This is a genomic window from Curtobacterium sp. APC 4022 (genome assembly GCF_030407555.1).
Lineage (GTDB): Bacteria > Actinomycetota > Actinomycetes > Actinomycetales > Microbacteriaceae > Curtobacterium.
Genome location: NZ_JASDDD010000005.1, coordinates 73,097 through 88,424, shown reverse-complemented (window position 1 = coordinate 88,424; position 15,328 = coordinate 73,097). Strand labels below are relative to the sequence as shown.

At 71.5% G+C, this 15,328-nt stretch carries 15 protein-coding genes and 1 tRNA gene; 9 read left to right on the top strand and 7 right to left on the bottom strand.

Translation table 11 applies throughout. The features are described from left to right. Nucleotides 1-15 precede the first annotated feature (15 nt). Both pstA and pstB read left to right on the top strand, forming a co-directional pair. Nucleotides 16-1,095: a phosphate ABC transporter permease PstA gene (gene pstA / locus QL987_RS02870; protein ID WP_111073830.1), complete on the top strand. Its 1,080-nt coding sequence runs from the start codon at nucleotides 16-18 to the stop codon at nucleotides 1,093-1,095. A 55-nt stretch (nucleotides 1,096-1,150) separates the two neighbouring features. Next, a complete protein-coding gene (gene pstB / locus QL987_RS02865; protein WP_111073831.1) occupies nucleotides 1,151-1,930 on the top strand; it encodes a phosphate ABC transporter ATP-binding protein PstB in 780 nt (259 codons plus the stop codon). Between the two features lie 284 nt (nucleotides 1,931-2,214). On the opposite strand, the gene QL987_RS02860 is transcribed toward pstB, so the two are convergent. The 3 genes from QL987_RS02860 to QL987_RS02850 form a co-directional block, all read right to left on the bottom strand. Further along, nucleotides 2,215-3,087: an anti-sigma factor gene (locus QL987_RS02860; RefSeq protein ID WP_290156181.1), complete on the bottom strand. Its 873-nt coding sequence runs from the start codon at nucleotides 3,085-3,087 to the stop codon at nucleotides 2,215-2,217. After that, on the bottom strand, nucleotides 3,084-3,659 hold the full coding sequence (gene sigK / locus QL987_RS02855; protein ID WP_253464965.1) for an ECF RNA polymerase sigma factor SigK: 576 nt from the start codon (nucleotides 3,657-3,659) through the stop codon (nucleotides 3,084-3,086). Before sigK ends, QL987_RS02860 begins: the two co-directional genes overlap by 4 nt. A gap of 761 nt (nucleotides 3,660-4,420) precedes the next feature. Beyond that, nucleotides 4,421-5,050, bottom strand: coding sequence for a DNA-directed RNA polymerase subunit beta (locus tag QL987_RS02850; protein WP_221851244.1), 630 nt, complete (start codon nucleotides 5,048-5,050; stop codon nucleotides 4,421-4,423). 43 nt (nucleotides 5,051-5,093) lie between these two features. Between QL987_RS02850 and QL987_RS02845 the strand changes: the two genes are divergently transcribed. The 5 genes from QL987_RS02845 (at nucleotide 5,094) to QL987_RS02825 (ending at nucleotide 8,404) form a co-directional block, all read left to right on the top strand. Then, a tRNA-Lys gene (locus QL987_RS02845) sits at nucleotides 5,094-5,166 on the top strand. 72 nt (nucleotides 5,167-5,238) lie between these two features. Beyond that, nucleotides 5,239-6,411 carry an acyltransferase gene (locus QL987_RS02840; protein ID WP_290156177.1) on the top strand — a complete coding sequence of 391 codons (1,173 nt, stop codon included), beginning with the start codon at nucleotides 5,239-5,241 and terminating at the stop codon, nucleotides 6,409-6,411. A gap of 10 nt (nucleotides 6,412-6,421) precedes the next feature. Next, the gene (locus QL987_RS02835) at nucleotides 6,422-7,192 is read left to right on the top strand and encodes an SGNH/GDSL hydrolase family protein (RefSeq protein ID WP_290156175.1); all 771 of its coding nucleotides are present in this window, start codon (nucleotides 6,422-6,424) and stop codon (nucleotides 7,190-7,192) included. A gap of 90 nt (nucleotides 7,193-7,282) precedes the next feature. After that, a complete protein-coding gene (locus tag QL987_RS02830) occupies nucleotides 7,283-7,921 on the top strand; it encodes a hypothetical protein (protein ID WP_290156173.1) in 639 nt (212 codons plus the stop codon). 162 nt (nucleotides 7,922-8,083) lie between these two features. Further along, nucleotides 8,084-8,404: a hypothetical protein gene (locus QL987_RS02825; protein WP_290156171.1), complete on the top strand. Its 321-nt coding sequence runs from the start codon at nucleotides 8,084-8,086 to the stop codon at nucleotides 8,402-8,404. Nucleotides 8,405-8,430: 26 nt separating this feature from the next. Here QL987_RS02825 and QL987_RS02820 read toward each other — a convergent pair whose 3' ends face one another. Next, nucleotides 8,431-9,378 carry an aldose 1-epimerase family protein gene (locus QL987_RS02820; protein WP_290156170.1) on the bottom strand — a complete coding sequence of 316 codons (948 nt, stop codon included), beginning with the start codon at nucleotides 9,376-9,378 and terminating at the stop codon, nucleotides 8,431-8,433. Beyond that, complete coding sequence (locus QL987_RS02815) at nucleotides 9,375-10,220, bottom strand: DeoR/GlpR family DNA-binding transcription regulator (RefSeq protein ID WP_290156169.1); 846 nt, start codon at nucleotides 10,218-10,220, stop codon at nucleotides 9,375-9,377. The genes QL987_RS02820 and QL987_RS02815 overlap by 4 nt, the downstream gene beginning before the upstream one ends. 63 nt (nucleotides 10,221-10,283) lie before the next feature. Between QL987_RS02815 and galT the strand changes: the two genes are divergently transcribed. Together galT and galK are read left to right on the top strand one after the other, a co-directional pair. After that, a complete protein-coding gene (galT, locus tag QL987_RS02810; RefSeq protein WP_111073839.1) occupies nucleotides 10,284-11,381 on the top strand; it encodes a galactose-1-phosphate uridylyltransferase in 1,098 nt (365 codons plus the stop codon). Then, nucleotides 11,378-12,520, top strand: coding sequence for a galactokinase (galK, locus tag QL987_RS02805; protein ID WP_290156168.1), 1,143 nt, complete (start codon nucleotides 11,378-11,380; stop codon nucleotides 12,518-12,520). The genes galT and galK overlap by 4 nt, the downstream gene beginning before the upstream one ends. 532 nt (nucleotides 12,521-13,052) lie before the next feature. On the opposite strand, the gene QL987_RS02800 is transcribed toward galK, so the two are convergent. Beyond that, nucleotides 13,053-13,985 carry a tetrahydrofolate dehydrogenase/cyclohydrolase catalytic domain-containing protein gene (locus QL987_RS02800; RefSeq protein WP_290156167.1) on the bottom strand — a complete coding sequence of 311 codons (933 nt, stop codon included), beginning with the start codon at nucleotides 13,983-13,985 and terminating at the stop codon, nucleotides 13,053-13,055. Beyond that, nucleotides 13,982-15,265, bottom strand: coding sequence for a serine hydroxymethyltransferase (gene glyA, locus QL987_RS02795; RefSeq protein ID WP_290156219.1), 1,284 nt, complete (start codon nucleotides 15,263-15,265; stop codon nucleotides 13,982-13,984). Before glyA ends, QL987_RS02800 begins: the two co-directional genes overlap by 4 nt. Nucleotides 15,266-15,328 lie beyond the last annotated feature (63 nt).

The window sequence follows — 15,328 nt, the reverse complement described above, 5'->3', positions numbered from 1 at the left end:
AAAGGTCGCACCCCGATGTCCCTCGCACTCCGTCAGCCCACCGGCAACGTCTTCGCCAACGGCAAGCTCCACAAGTCCGTCCCGTGGCTGCTGCTCCTCGGCAGCTGGGTCGCCCTCGCCCTGGTCTTCGCCCTGCTCAACGCGGGCGGCGCCACGAAGGACTTCAACGTCGTCGCCGCGGTGTTCCTCGGCACGGTCCTGTTCGACGTCCTCATCGTCGTGGTCTCCCGCATCGTCGAGGGTGGTCGCAAGGCCGTCGACCGGCTGATCACCTCGCTGGTCATCACCGCCTTCGTGATCGCGGTCCTGCCGCTGGTGTCGCTCCTCTGGACGGTCCTGGCCGACGGGCTGGCACGATTCGACGCGCAGTTCTTCTCGTACTCGATGCGCGGGGTCATCTCCGAGGGCGGCGGCGCGGTGCACGCGCTGATCGGCACGCTCGAGATCACCCTGTTCGCGGCGCTCATCAGCGTCCCGATCGGTCTGCTCACCTCGATCTACCTGGTCGAGTACGGCACGGGCATCCTCGCCCGGGGCATCACCTTCTTCGTGGACGTGATGACCGGCATCCCCTCGATCGTCGCCGGTCTGTTCGCCTACTCGCTGTTCGCGCTGTTCCTCGGCCCGGGTGCCCGGTTCGGCCTGGTCGGTTCGGTCGCCCTCGCGGTGCTGATGATCCCGATCGTCGTGCGCTCCACCGAAGAGGTCCTGAAGATCGTGCCGATGGAGCTCCGCGAGGCCTCGTACGCCCTGGGGGTGCCGAAGTGGCTGACGATCGTCAAGGTCGTCCTGCCCACGAGCCTCGCCGGCATCACGACCGGTGTCATGCTCTCGATCGCCCGCGTCATCGGTGAAACCGCTCCGCTGCTGGTCACCGCCGGGTTCACGTCGAGCATGAACTACGACCTGTTCAAGGACCCGATGATGACGCTGCCTGTGTTCGCGTACACGCAGTACTCGCAGCAGGGCGCCAACCCGGTGCCGTTCGTCGACCGGGCCTGGACCGCGGCGCTGCTCCTCATCCTCATCGTGATGCTGCTCAACCTGCTGGCCCGCTTCATCACCCGTCTCTTCGCGCCCAAGCTCCCCCGCTAGCCTCCCCCGCCAGCGCGACAGCAACCCGACGACCACCCAACCCAGAAGGATCCACGTGTCCAAGCGCATCGAGGTCGACGGCCTCAACGTCTTCTACTCGAAGTTCAAGGCGGTCGAGGGCGTCGACATGACGATCGAGCCCCGCACCGTCACCGCCTTCATCGGTCCGTCCGGCTGCGGCAAGTCGACGTTCCTCCGCACGCTGAACCGCATGCACGAGGTCATCCCCGGCGCCTACGTCGAGGGTTCCGTCAAGATCGACGGCGACGACCTGTACGCCCCGGGCGTCGACCCGGTCATCGTCCGCCGCCAGGTCGGCATGGTCTTCCAGCGTCCGAACCCGTTCCCGACGATGTCCATCAAGGACAACGTGCTGGCCGGCGTGAAGCTCAACAACAAGCGCGTCTCGCGCTCCGAGGCCGACGACATCGTCGAGCGGTCGCTGCAGGGCGCGAACCTGTGGAACGAGGTCAAGGACCGTCTCGAGAAGCCCGGCATGGGCCTCTCCGGTGGTCAGCAGCAGCGTCTCTGCATCGCCCGTGCGATCGCGGTGCAGCCGGACGTGCTGCTCATGGACGAGCCGTGCTCCGCGCTCGACCCGATCTCGACGCTCGCCATCGAGGACCTCATCGAGGAGCTGAAGAAGGAGTTCACGATCGTCATCGTGACCCACAACATGCAGCAGGCCTCGCGCGTCAGCGACAAGACGGCGTTCTTCAACATCGCCGGCACCGGCCAGCCGGGCCACCTCATCGAGTACGACGACACCGCGACGATCTTCTCGAACCCGTCCGTCAAGTCGACCGAGGACTACGTCTCGGGTCGCTTCGGGTGATCGACGCCACGGCCGTCTGCGGACGGTCCAGCCGGGAGGCCCGGTGCACGTCCGCCACGGACGGCACCGGGCCTCCTGCGTTGCGTCCACGACCGCCCCGCCGCCGGACACGACGAGGCCGACCGGACACGACGAGGCCGACCGGACACGACGAGGCCGACCGGACCCGACGAGGCCGACCGCACTCGACGAGCCACCGGCCCCGACGAGACTGCCCCGCACACGACGACGCCCCCGTGACCGATGTGGTCACGGGGGCGTCGTCCTGAACCGTCAGGGGCCGGTCACGCCTCGGACGTGGGGACGGCGACGACCGGCTTGGTCGTGGGCTGCTTCGAGCCCCCGGCCGGCTCGACCGTGATGCCGATCATGTCGCCGTTGCCCATGGTGCCGCGGAGGACGGCCGAGCGGACGCCACCGTCGACGTCGTCCATCAGGCCGGCTGCGGTGATCGTGCCGCCGGAGTCCGGCGACCCGATGTACCAGAGCTCGTACGTCTTGTCCTTCGGCGCCGCACTGACACCGTCGAGGATGACCGCGGACCGCTGCAGCTGCCCGGACCACACGACGGTGGCGGTGCCGCCGCCCTTGACCTTGGCGGTGCTGCGCTGGAAGTCCGGGGCCGCGTAGATCTGGTCGAGGCCGGAGGCGGCCTGCGTGGTCGCCGGCGCTCCCCCGTCGTCCTGCATCAGCGTGCCGCCGACGCCGAACCCGACGCTGAGGAGCACGACGGCGCCGGCCGCGGCCATGCTGAGCATCGCGGCGGGACGCTGGAACCAGCGGGCCCGAGCGGTCGATACGGCGCGACCCGGAGCGGGCCGCAGGTCGGTGACCGGTGTGGCGGGCGTGACGTCCGGGGCGGACGTGTGGCGGGCCTCCCGGACGGGTTCCGGCATGACGCGGGAGTCGTCCAGGGCGGGCAGCTGCGGCGTGGTCTGGATCTTCGCCAGCAGCGAGGTCTTGAGCGACGCGGACGGCTCGATCGGGGACACCGCGAAGGCGAGGGCCAGCGCGGTCTCGCGCAGGGAGTCGGACTCGCGCTGCAGCTCCGGGGATTCGGACAGTGCCCGCTCGACGGAGGCACGCTCGTCGTCGGTCAGTGCGTTCAACGCGTGCGAGCCGGTCATCAGCTCGGGGTCGTCGTGACGGTCGGTCATGACGTCACCCCCATCTCGTCGCGGAGTCGGATCATCCCGTCGCGGAGACGGGTCTTGACGGTGCCGATCGGCACCCCGAGCTTCTCAGCCATCTCGCTGTGCGAGAACCCGCCGTAGTAGGCGAGCTGCACGGCCTGACGCTGGAACTCGGTGAGGCGGGACAGTGCCCGGCTGACGCGTTCGTGTTCGAGTCGGATCTCGACGGACTCGGAGACCGAGTCGAAGTCGGTCTCGAAGTCGCGGATGCCGATCTTGGTGTCGCGGTCACGGGAGGACTGCGACGCCCGGACCCGGTCGACCGCTCGGCGGTGCGCCATCGTGAGGACCCAGCTGGCGGCACTGCCGCGGGCCTGGTCGAAGCGGGTGGCCTGCTGCCAGACCTCGAGGAAGACCTCCTGCGTGACCTCTTCCGACTGGGCGCGGTCCTTGAGGAGCCGCGTCACGAGTCCGAGGACCCGACCGGAGAGTTCGTCGTACAGGTCGGCGAAGGCAGCCTGGTCACCGGTCGCGACCCGACTGAGCAGGTCGTCCGCCGACACCGGCTCCGGCGCGGCGGGAGTCCAACCATCCATGTCGCCTTCCACGAGAGTGAGCATTGCAGGTTTTCCTCCTTCCCGTGTGTACGGCGTCCACCGCGCGCTCTGGACAGAGCGCTCGGCGACTGCGGTCGCGGTGGTCATCAGCTGGTCCCGTTCGGATCGGGTCGCGGCAGCGGTCGCTGCGCGGATGGTGCCGGTCGGTGTGACGAGGTCCCCGGACGACCCACAGGGAATTGACCCGCGAGCGGGCCCGGGTCGTCCGGGGACCTCGTGTGGGACGTCTTGCGACTCCCACGGTGATGATTCGGCACCGTCGCCCCGTCGGATTGGGTCGGGGCGGAAATGCGTGAGGAACGCTTCGGATCGAGGTGGGTCGCTGTCGGACCGGGGTGGGCCGACGGTGTGGGCCGGGACGCGCCTCCCGGCCGGTCGCTCCGCGCGTGACGAATCGGGTGACGGCGCCCACGTGCCGGTGCGCGCGACGGCGCGCCCGGGGGTCGGATCTGTCCACCGAGAGTGAACACCTGGGGACGACGCGGCGGACGTCTCGTACACTTGGAGACGCCGGGCCGCAGCAAGCCCCGGGCTCCAATATTCGCCGCTTCGAGCGGCCTCGCGCCGAGAGGCGCTTTCTGCGGCCCGGTCTTCTCATGTCCGGATCCGGACGGCTCCCACGCCACGGCCGGGAGGCGCGTCAGCGGTCGGGCCGTCGGCTCACCGCCGTGGGTGGCTGCGTCCGTGTCGGGCCGTGCCCTCCGGGGCTGTGTCAGGCCGTGCCCGCCGCGCCGGCCGCGTCAGTCCAGGCTCTCGCGACGCCACAGCGCCGCCGCGGCCGACAGGTCCTCGGCCAGCTCCGCCAGCCGGAAGGCGCGCGTCGTCAGCGCCGAGGCACGCTCCGCTGCCGAGACGTCGGCGTCGTCCGCCACCGAGGTCGCACCCGCCGCCGTCAGCCGCGCGAACGCCGCTCCGCGCTCGAGCGCCACCGCGAAGTCCCCGGTGTAGAGACCATGCAGGATCCGGTCCGACAGGGTCAGGATCTCCGCCGGACCCGTCGGTTCCTCGGCACCCGCGACCGCCTGGTCGATCGTGCCGATCAGCTCCGTGCCCCGCTCGAAGAGGTACGCGATCTCCTCCGGGTTCTGCCGGATCACGGTGCGGACCAGGTAGATCCGCCACAGCGCCCCGGGCAGGGTGTGCGGACCCACGCGGGCCCACAGCTCCGCGATCGCCTCGATGCCGTGCACGTCCGTGTAGGTGACCAGGCGCTCGACGACGGCCGGGTCCGGGTCCGCGCGCACCCGGTGCAGCAGGGCGTTGGCGGTGTCGTGGGCGACGCGGTTGACCAGCGCCGGGTCCTCACCACCCTGGAGGGCAGCGAACTCGGCATCGGTGAACTGGACGGGACGGTGGTGTTCGCGAGGCACCGCGACAGTGTAGGCGCTGCTCTCCCGATACCCTTGGGGGCGAGGGCCTCTAGCTCAGTTGGTAGAGCACCGGACTTTTAATCCGAGGGTCGTGGGTTCGAGCCCCACGGGGCCCACCTCTCTGCTCCCCGCACTCCCCCAAGGTGACGAGTGTTCGCTTCCGGCTCGCAGCCTCCTAAGATCGAGGCATGCGCGATCGCCCAGCGGGTCGGATCGGTTCGCTCGACGGCCTGCGTGGTGTCGCCGCGGCCGTCGTCCTGATCCACCACTCACTGCTGACGATCCCGTCCTTCGCGAACGGCAACCTCCACCTGCCCGTCCCGGAGAGCCGGTCCTGGCTGGTGTACACACCCCTGCACGTCTTCTGGGCTGGCGGCGAGGCCGTCTTCGTCTTCTTCGTCCTCAGCGGGTTCGTGCTCACGCTGCCGGCACTCCGTCGCACCCAGGACTGGATCGCGTACTTCCCCGCGCGACTGGTCCGGCTCTACGTCCCAGTGGTGGCCTCGGTCCTCGTCGCGCTGGTCCTGTTCCTCGTCGTCCCCCGGACGGGCGACCCGGGCGAGTCCGCCTGGGTGGCCCGGCACGCGGACACCCTCAGCCTGCACGGGCTCGTCGGGGACCTGACGCTGCTCTCGCCGACCCGGATGAACAGCCCGCTCTGGTCCCTCACGTGGGAGGTCGCCTTCTCGCTCCTCCTGCCGCTGTTCGTCTCGATCGCCGCCCTCACGCGCCGACACTGGTGGATCACGGCGCTCGTCGCGGCGCTGCTGTCGACCGCCGGGCACCCGCTCCGCCTGCAGTGGCTGACGTACCTGTCGATGTTCCTGGTCGGCTCGGCCGTGGCCGCCGGCTGGGAGCGCATCCGGCAGGTCCGGCGGCTGGTCGGTTGGGTGCTGCTCGTGGCGAGCGTGCTCGGGCTGACCTGCGGGTGGTGGTACCCGCGGGAAGCCCCCGGCGCGGTGTTCGGGTCGACGGTGATCCTGCTCTCCGCCGTCGTGCTGGTCGTGCTCGCGGGCAAGTGGCTCCCCGCCGAGCGCGTGCTGCTCGGCTCGGTCCCGCGGACGCTCGGCCGGATCTCCTTCAGCCTCTACCTGGTCCACGAGCCGATCGCCGTCAGCATCGCGGAGCTGGTACCGGACGCACACCCGTGGATCGCCCCGCTCCTGACGGTCCCACTCGCACTCGTCGCGGCGGTGTTCTTCGCCCGGTTCGTCGAACTGCCGGCACACCGCTTGGCGAAGCAGGTCTCCCGGCGTCTCTCCGGTGATCCCTCGGCCGCTCGCGGACGACGTGCCGCCGGGGTGGCCGAGGCCACGGGCACCTCCGGCGGGCACCGGACACCCACACCGACGGATCCGTAGGCTCCGCACCGTGTCGACTCGGAGCAACGGCGGTGCTGGCCGTGCCCGGCGGCCGAGGACGGTCGCGATCGCCCTGGCAGTGCTCGGGGTCGCCGTCTCGGTCGCCCTGCCGTCCTCGGCCCCGCGGTCGTCGTGTCCGCCGGACCAGGAGCGCGCGAGTGCCGCGACGGCCAGGGCGCTGGCGGCGGGTTCACGGGTCCTGGTCATCGGGGACTCGTACACCCGGGGACGCGGCTCGTCCGACGGCATGACGGGGTGGGCGCAGATGCTCTCCGTCGACTCCGGGTGGGACAGCACGATCGACGGGCGTCCCGGCACCGGGTACGTGAACCCCGGCCCCGGTCGTTCCCGGTCCGACACCTACCTGCCGCGGATCGTCGCCGACGCGGATGCCGATCCCGACCTCGTGATCGTGCAGGGCAGCCAGAACGACTGGACCGTGAGCGAGGCCGACCTCCGCCGACGGGTCGAGGAGACACTCGGGCAGGCGGTCGCCCAGTGGCCCCGCGCGCTGCTCGTCGCCATCGGCCCGTCGGCACCACGTCCACGCGCCGACTCGACGGGCAGCATCGACGCCGCGGTTCGCGCCGGTGCGCGATCGGCCGGTGTGCCGTACATCGACCCCGTCGCGGAGCACTGGTTCACCTCCGTGAACAGTCCGGCGTACGCGGCGTCGGACGGCGAGCACCTGAACGACGCCGGCTACCGGTACCTCGCGCGCCGCATCGACACCGCGTTGCATTCCGTCGGCTCGACCTCCCCGGAGTGCCGCGCCCGCTGAACCTCGTGGCCCGATCGGCAGTTCGCACCGCGGACAGGATGCTCGTTGTGGGGGTACCCCGGCACGGCGACGATGTGATGTGGTGCTGACATGCCCAGCCCCACCATGGACTCCGCACCGCACGACGACGTCTTCACCCGTACACAGATCGTCGACGCGATGATCCGGGTGCTCCACGAACTGCCCCTGCACGAAGTCACCCCCGCCCGCGTCGCCGACGAGGCGGACGTCACCATCGCGACCCTCGGCGCGTCGTTCCCGAGCTGGGACGGCCTGCTGCTGGCGACGATCGACCGGTGGAACGACCGCCGCACCACGCCGCTGATGCCCCTCGCCGCCGAGTTCGGGACCATCCGGTTCCTCCGCGCGATCGTCACCGCCAACGTCGACGACCCGTCGCTGATGCGCTTCCTGACCTCGACGCTGAACATCGCCGCAGCGCCGAAGCACCCGCTCGCGCCGATGCTGCACATCCGCTGGCGCAAGTTCCACGGCTTCGTGCAGCAGAGCCTCATGCAGGACATCGCCGCCGGTCGGGAGCCGCACACGATGGAACCGTCCCGCGGTGCCGAGCAGCTCCTGGCCACGTACGAGGGGCTCCAGCTGCAGTCCATGGTCCGGCCGGAGATGGACCTGCTCGAGTCGTTCGACCGTGCGGTGACGCGTCTGCGCGAGGGATGGTCCCGCGAGTACGTGCCGCCGGTGTGGGACCTGGGCCGCGCCAGCTGACGTCTCGGGGTACAAGTCGTCCCCAGGTGATCCATGGCCGGCACTCTGTCCACATCAGTGCACCGCTCAGCCGGCTGGTGGATTCGCCTCGATATGGTCGTTCCTGGTTCCGCTCACCGCGGGACACCAGCACTGAACGAACCACACCGAACGGGGTACATCGTGATCGAGCCCATCGACGCCACGCAGACCAGCTCCACCGGTGACGCGCGCCGCCTCGTGGAGCTCGCGGCCGCCACCGGGACGACCATGAGCGACGAGCTGCTGCTCGACGCGCTGCGGCGCGGGGCCGCGGTCAGCGTCCGCCACATCCGCAAGGACTTCACCGAGGTCGCGACCGCCACCGCCGTGCTCGGCTACGTCGTCCGCCAGCGCAAGGACTTCCTCGCGCTGCGCGGCGATGACCCGGCGTGGGCGCAGGAGATCGGTCGCTACCCCAGCGAGTCACTCGCCGTCGAGGCCCTGCGGATGCGCCGGGGCTGACCGGAGGCAAGCAAGCCGGCTGACGGTCAGGACCAGACGCGGCGGATCCCCCACGAGCCCGTCCAGGACTCGTCGGCGCGCAGCCAGCGCAGCCCCTCGCCCGAGTTCAGGGCGTCGGCGGGTGCGGTCATCGGCTCGACGGCGACCGCCAGCCCCTTGCCGTCACCGCGGGGGAACTCGCGCGACGTGAAGACCTGCACGTAGGGGAACGAGGCGTCCTGCCACAGCTCGACACCGTCGCCCTCCGGCCCGTGCAGGGTCGTGCGGCGGGTGCCCTCGTCGTCGGGCGTCACGTCCGTGTAGGCGGTGTCCAGGTCGGAGTCGCCCGCACGGCGGCCCGCGCGGAGGTCCAGGTCGGTGCCCGCGACGGGCTGCGTGCCGTTCGGGATCTTCCGGTCGTCGACGGTGAACGCCGTCGCGGCGTCCAGCCGGATGACCAGGTCCTCGGCCGGGGTGTCACCGGCGCGCAGGTACGGGTGCGACCCGATGGCGAACGGTGCCGGGCGACCCGAGCGGTTCGTCACCGTGTGGGTGATCCGGATGCCGTCCTCGACCAGCTCGTGGTGCACGCGGGTCTCGAGGGTGAACGGCCAGCCGTGCTGCGGGTGGATCGTGGCCTGCTGCTCGATCGACGACTCGGTCTGGTCCACCACGCGGTACGGCGCGAAGCGGAGCAGCCCGTGCGAGGCGTTGCCGTACTTCGGCTCCGAGATGTCCAACTGCTGGGTCGCCCCGTCGAGCTGCCAGGCACCACCGGCGACGCGGTTCGGCCACGGTGCGAGCACGATGCCGTTCGCCCCGGCCGGAGCCTCGCTGGCGGGGAACGGCTCGGTGAGGTCGAAGCCCGCGACCCGGAGTTCGCGGATGCCGGCGGCCACCTCGGTGACGACGGCCTCGACGACACCGTCCCGTCCGGCGTGCCGCAGGTGGTACTGACCGCCCGTGGGGGCTGCTGTGCTGGCCGCTGTGCTCATGGTGCCTGCTTCCTCTCCGATGCGCGGGTCGTCCCCGCTGGTCCGTCCGCGACGACCACGTGGACGCCGGCCGCCCAGATCAGGTCGACCGCGTCCGCGCTGACGCCCGCGGTGACGACGACGTCGACGTCCTGCAGCGTGCTCACCACGCCGATGTCGGCCCGGCCGAACTTCGACCCGTCCGCGACGACGACGGTACGCCTGCCCGCCGCCGCGAGGACCCGCTTCGCCTCGGTCTCGGGCAGGTTCACGTTGGTCAGGCCGTGCGCCACGTCGAGCCCGGTGCCGCCGAGGAACACCAGGTCCGCGGACAGCATCGGCAGCACGGTCGCGTTGAACGGTGCGACGAGCGAGTGCTGCAACGGCCGGAGCGTGCCCCCGGTGACGACGACGGTGAACCGGGGGACGGCCCGTTCGAGCGCGAGTGCGGTGGTGAGCGAGTTCGTGACGACCGTGACGTCGACCAGGTCCTCGCGGGCGACCAGCGCTTCGGCGACGGCCGCGGGCGTGGTGCCGACGTCGAGGACGATGCACTGTCCGGAGCGCACCAGGTCCGCCGCGGCACGGCCGATCGCGGCCTTGGCGGTGCTGTTCTCGACGGCGGTCTCCTCGAGCGGGCGCTCGCGCGACCCGGCCCCGAGGCGGACGGCACCGCCGTGCACCCGGCGGATCCGGGCCTCCCGGTCGAGCGCAGCCAGGTCCTGGCGGACCGTCACCTCGCTCGTGCCGACGGCGGCGGCCAGCGCCGCGGTCCGGACCATTCCCGGGGCACCGTCCAGGAGCGCGACGATGCGGTCCTGCCGCAGCAGCGCGGGCAGGACGGGAGGCTCGTCAGACGTCACAGCACGAGTTTCGTCTGCTTCCACTTGCTTTCGCAACCCTTCGCGCGCGGGTAGAGTGCAGCGGTGATCACGAAACGTGCGACGACGCTCGCGGACGGCCGCGACCTCTTCTACTTCGACGACGCCGACTCGACGCTGCCCGCCGAGCGCAGCATCGACGAGCGCGTCCTGGACCCGCGGCCGGCGACGGCCCGGATGCGCCAGGACGTCCTGACCGGCGAGTGGGTGTCGATCGCGAGCGCGCGGCAGAACCGGGTGTTCCTGCCGCCCGCCGACCAGGACCCGCTCGCGCCGCAGACGGCCGCGAACCCGTCCGAGATCCCGAGCCGGTACGACGTCGCGGTGTTCGAGAACCGGTCGCCGTCCTTCGGGCCGGACCTGGTCGGCGACGACGCGCCGTCGTCCCTCGAGTCACTGTCGGACGTCGGCCTGAACCGGCAGCTCCGCTCGGTCGGCCGCTGCGAGGTCGTCTGCTTCTCCCCCGAGACCAGCGGCTCGTTCGCGTCCATCTCCGAGTCGCGTGCACGCACCGTCGTCGAGGCCTGGGCCGACCGCACCGCCGCACTGTCCGCGATGCCCGGCATCCAGCAGGTGTTCCCGTTCGAGAACCGGGGCGAGGCGATCGGCGTCACCCTGCACCACCCGCACGGCCAGATCTACGCGTACCCGTACGTGACCCCGCGCACGCAGCGGCTGCTGTCCTCGATCGAGCGCTTCGGCCCGGACCTGTTCGAGCAGCACCTGGCGAACGAGCGCGGCTCCGAGCGGGTCGTCCTCGCCGGCGAGCACTTCACCGCCTTCGTGCCGTTCGCCGCGCGCTGGCCCGTCGAGATCCACATGCTGCCGCACCGCCACGTGCCGGACTTCGCCGGGCTCACCGACGCCGAGAAGGACGAGCTCGCGCACCTGCACCTGCGGCTCACCCGCGGTCTCGACGCCCTCTACGGCGATCCGACCCCGTACATCGCCGCGTGGCACCAGGCCCCGGTGCACACCGGCCGCGACACCGTGCGGCTGATGCTGCAGATCACGTCCCCGCGTCGGTCGGCGGACAAGTTGAAGTTCCTGGCCGGCAGTGAGGCCGCGATGGGCGCCTGGATCGGGGACCTCGTCCCGGAGAAGGCCGCCGAGTTCATCCGAGGAGGGATCGAGCGAGCATGACGTTCCAGCAGGTGTTCGGGTACGAGCCGGCGGTGCGGTACTCCGCCCCCGGCCGCGTCAACCTGATCGGTGAGCACACCGACTACAACGACGGGTACGTGCTGCCCTTCGCGATCGACCGCCGCACCACGTCGGACATCGCGCCGCGCGAGGACCGGGTCATCCGCGTCGCGTCGTCGTTCGACCCGGAGGGCGGCCCGGTGTCGCTGTCCCTCGACGAGCTCGACCCCGCCCGCATGACGGGTTGGTCGGCGTACGTCTTCGGCATCGCCTGGGCGCTGCGCGAACAGGCCGGGGCGGACCTGTCCGGCCGCACCGGGTTCGACGTCTTCATCGACTCGGACGTTCCGGTCGGCGCGGGCCTGTCGTCGAGTGCCGCGATCGAGTGCGGTGTCGCCCTGGCGTTCACCGACCTGTGGGAGCTCGGGCTCGACCGGAAGACCCTGGCCCGCGTCGGCCAGTACTCCGAGAACCACGCCGTCGGTGCCCCCACCGGCATCATGGACCAGTCCGCGTCGCTGCTCGGCGAACAGGACGCCGTCGTGTTCCTCGACTGCCGCACGCTCGACACCGCCGTGGTGGACCTGGCGCTCGAGGCGAACGACCTCGAGATCCTGGTCGTCGACACCCGCGTCGAGCACGCCCACGCGACCGGCGGCTACAAGGCCCGTCGTGACTCGTGCGAGAAGGGTGCCCAGGTGCTCGGCGTGCCGGCCCTCCGCGACGTGTCGGTCGACGACCTGCCCCGCGCCCAGGAGCTGCTCGACGACGAGACCTTCCGTCGGGTGCGTCACATCGTCACTGAGGACCAGCGCGTCCTCGACACCGTCCGGACGCTGCGCGAGCAGGGACCCCGGGCCATCGGCTCGTTGCTCGTCGCCTCGCACGAGTCGATGCGCGACGACTTCGAGATCTCGGTGCCGGAGCTCGACCTGGCGGTGTCGACCGCCGTCGAGCACGGAGCCGTCGGCGCGCGCATGACCGGTGGCGGGTTCGGTGGCGCGGCCATCGCGCTCGTCGACCGGGAGGCCCGTGACCGGATCGCCGCGGCCGTCACCGCCGCCTTCGCCGCCGCCGGGTACCGCGAGCCGACCGTGTTCACGGTGCACGCGGCGCAGGGCGCGCGCCGCGACGCGTAGCGCGCGGGCCGGCCGCCGCCGCGCCCGCGGCGCCTACGCACAACAGCAACCGCCTCGCACCACGGGAAACCGTGGCGCGAGGCGGTTCCCGTTGTGCGGGTGCCAACGGCACCACGGCCGGGCCGGCGCCGCCGTCCTCGGCGCGCGCCGCGCCTCCCGGCCGCCGCGCCGGCCGAGGCTCGGCCTGGCGGGCTCGACGCCGGCGGCCAGCGCCGCGCCGCGCAGGGCGAGGCTCGGCCACCGGCCGCGCCTGCACCTACGCACAACAGCAACCGCGCCGCACCACGGGAAACCGTGGCGCGAGGCGGTTGCCGTTGTGCGGGTGCCAACGGCACAACGGCCGGGCCGGCGCCGCCGTCGTCGGCGCACGCCGCGCCTCCCGGCCGCCGCGCCGACCGAGGCTCGGCCTGGCGGACTCGACTCGGCGCACGTGCGCCGCATTCTGTCCGCACGGCCGAGGCTCGGCCTGGCGGACTCGACTCGGCACGCGTGCGCCACAACCTGTCCGCAGGGGCGAGGCTCGGCAGCGCGGCTAGTGCAGGTGGCGCTCGGCGGCCTCGACGACGTTCTTCATGAGCATCGCGCGGGTCATCGGACCGACACCGCCCGGCGTCGGCGAGAGGAACCCGGCGACCGAGGCGACCGCAGGGGCCACGTCGCCGCGGAGCTTGGCCTTGCCCGTGCCCTCGTCGAGCACGCGACTGATGCCCACGTCGATGACCGCCGCGCCCGGCTTCACCCAGTCCGGCTGCACCAGCCCGGCGACCCCGGCGGCCGCCACGATGATGTCGGCACGGCGGCACTCGGCGGCGACGTCCTCGGTGAGCGAGTGCGTCAGCGTGGCGGTGGCCTCGAGGCGGGTGAGGAGCAGACCGAGCGGCCGGCCCACGGTCAGACCCTGGCCGATGATCGTGACGTGCTGGCCCCGGATCGGGATGTCGTACGCCTCGAGCATCGCGACGATGCCGCGCGGGGTGCACGGCAGCGGGGCGTCGATCGTGCCGGCACCACCGGGGACGGCGAGCACGAGCTCGCCGAGGTTCGTCGGGTGCAGGCCGTCGGCGTCCTTCGCGGGGTGCATCAGCTCGAGCATCGGGATCGGGTCGATCCCCTGCGGCAGCGGGAGCTGCACGATGAACGCGGTGACCCGGGGGTCGTCGTTCATCTGCAGGATCGCCCCGCGGATGTCCGCGGCGCTGGCGGTCTCCGGCAGGTCGATGCGGATCGAGTCGAGCCCGATCTGCGCCGAGTCGCGGTGCTTGCCGGCGACGTAGGACACCGAGCCGGGGTTCTGTCCGACCATGATCGTGCCGAGACCGGGCCGGAAGCCGTGGTCGTGCAGCCGGTCGATGCGGATCTTCAGGTCGTCGAGCGTCCGGGCGGCGAGGGCGGTGCCGTCGATGCGCACTGCGGAGCCCTCCCCTGCCCACCGCTCGGCGGGCAGGGGAACCGTCGTGTCGCTCACGCGTAGAGCGGGAACGCGTCGGTCAGGGTCTTCACCCGGGCCGAGAGTGCTGCCACGTCGGGGTTCGGCATCAGCGTCAGCGCGATGATGTCCGCGACCTCGGCGAACTCGGCGTCGCCGAACCCGCGGGTCGCCAGCGCCGAGGTGCCGATGCGGACACCCGAGGTGACCATCGGCGGACGCGGGTCGAACGGCACCGAGTTGCGGTTCACGGTGATGCCGACCTCGTGCAGGAGGTCCTCGGCCTGCTTGCCGTCGACCTCGGACTCGCGCAGGTCGACGAGCACCAGGTGCACGTCGGTGCCGCCGGTGAGGACGTCGATGCCCGCACCCTTGGCGTCGGGCTGGGTCAGACGGGCCGCGAGGGCCTGGGCGCCGCGGATGGTGCGCTCCTGGCGGTCCTTGAACTCCGGGGTGCCGGCGAGCAGGAATGCGGTGGCCTTCGCCGCGATGACGTGCATGAGCGGGCCACCCTGCTGCCCCGGGAAGACGGCCGAGTTGAGCTTCTTGAACAGCGTCTCGTCGTTGGACAGGATGATGCCCGAGCGGGGGCCGGCGAGGGTCTTGTGCACGGTCGAGGAGACGACGTGTGCGTGCGGGACCGGCGACGGGTGCAGACCCGCGGCGACGAGACCGGCGAAGTGCGCCATGTCGACCCAGAGCTTGGCGCCGACCTCGTCCGCGATCTCTCGGAACTTCGCGAAGTCCAGCTGGCGCGGGTACGCCGACCAGCCGGCGATCAGGACCTTCGGCTGGTGCTCGATGGCCTTGGCGCGGATGTCGTCGTAGTCGACCTCGAAGGTCTCCGGGTCGACGCCGTACGAGACGGCGTTGTAGATCCGGCCGGAGAAGTTCAGCTTCATGCCGTGGGTGAGGTGACCACCGTGGGCGAGCTCGAGGCCCAGGATGGTGTCCCCGGCCGAGGCGATGGCGTGCAGGACGGCGGCGTTCGCGGTCGCGCCGGAGTGCGGCTGGACGTTGGCGTACGCAGCACCGAAGAGCGCCTTGGCACGGTCGATGGCGAGCTGCTCGGCGACGTCGACGTACTCGCAGCCGCCGTAGTAGCGCTTGCTGGGGTAGCCCTCGGCGTACTTGTTGGTCAGGACGGAGCCCTGCGACTCGAGGATCGCGCGCGGCACGAAGTTCTCGGAGGCGATCATCTCGAGGAAGTCGCGCTGACGCCCGAGCTCCTGCTGCAGGACGGCGGCGATCTCCGGGTCGACCTCGGAGAGGGGGGCGTTGAAGGACGACTGGGTCGCTGCGGGCGACAGGTCGGTGATGGACACGGGACTCCTCGTTGTCTGGCGCGCCGGGGCGCGACACCGCCGAGCAGACGCACGACG

Coding starts and splice junctions, on each gene's coding strand:
- pstA (WP_111073830.1), top strand. CDS start 16: ATGTCCCTCGCACTCCGTCAGCCCACCGGCAACGTCTTCGCCAACGGC.
- QL987_RS02860 (WP_290156181.1), bottom strand. CDS start 3,087: ATGACCGACCGTCACGACGACCCCGAGCTGATGACCGGCTCGCACGCG.
- sigK (WP_253464965.1), bottom strand. CDS start 3,659: ATGGATGGTTGGACTCCCGCCGCGCCGGAGCCGGTGTCGGCGGACGAC.
- QL987_RS02840 (WP_290156177.1), top strand. CDS start 5,239: ATGCGCGATCGCCCAGCGGGTCGGATCGGTTCGCTCGACGGCCTGCGT.
- QL987_RS02830 (WP_290156173.1), top strand. CDS start 7,283: ATGCCCAGCCCCACCATGGACTCCGCACCGCACGACGACGTCTTCACC.
- QL987_RS02820 (WP_290156170.1), bottom strand. CDS start 9,378: ATGAGCACAGCGGCCAGCACAGCAGCCCCCACGGGCGGTCAGTACCAC.
- galK (WP_290156168.1), top strand. CDS start 11,378: ATGACGTTCCAGCAGGTGTTCGGGTACGAGCCGGCGGTGCGGTACTCC.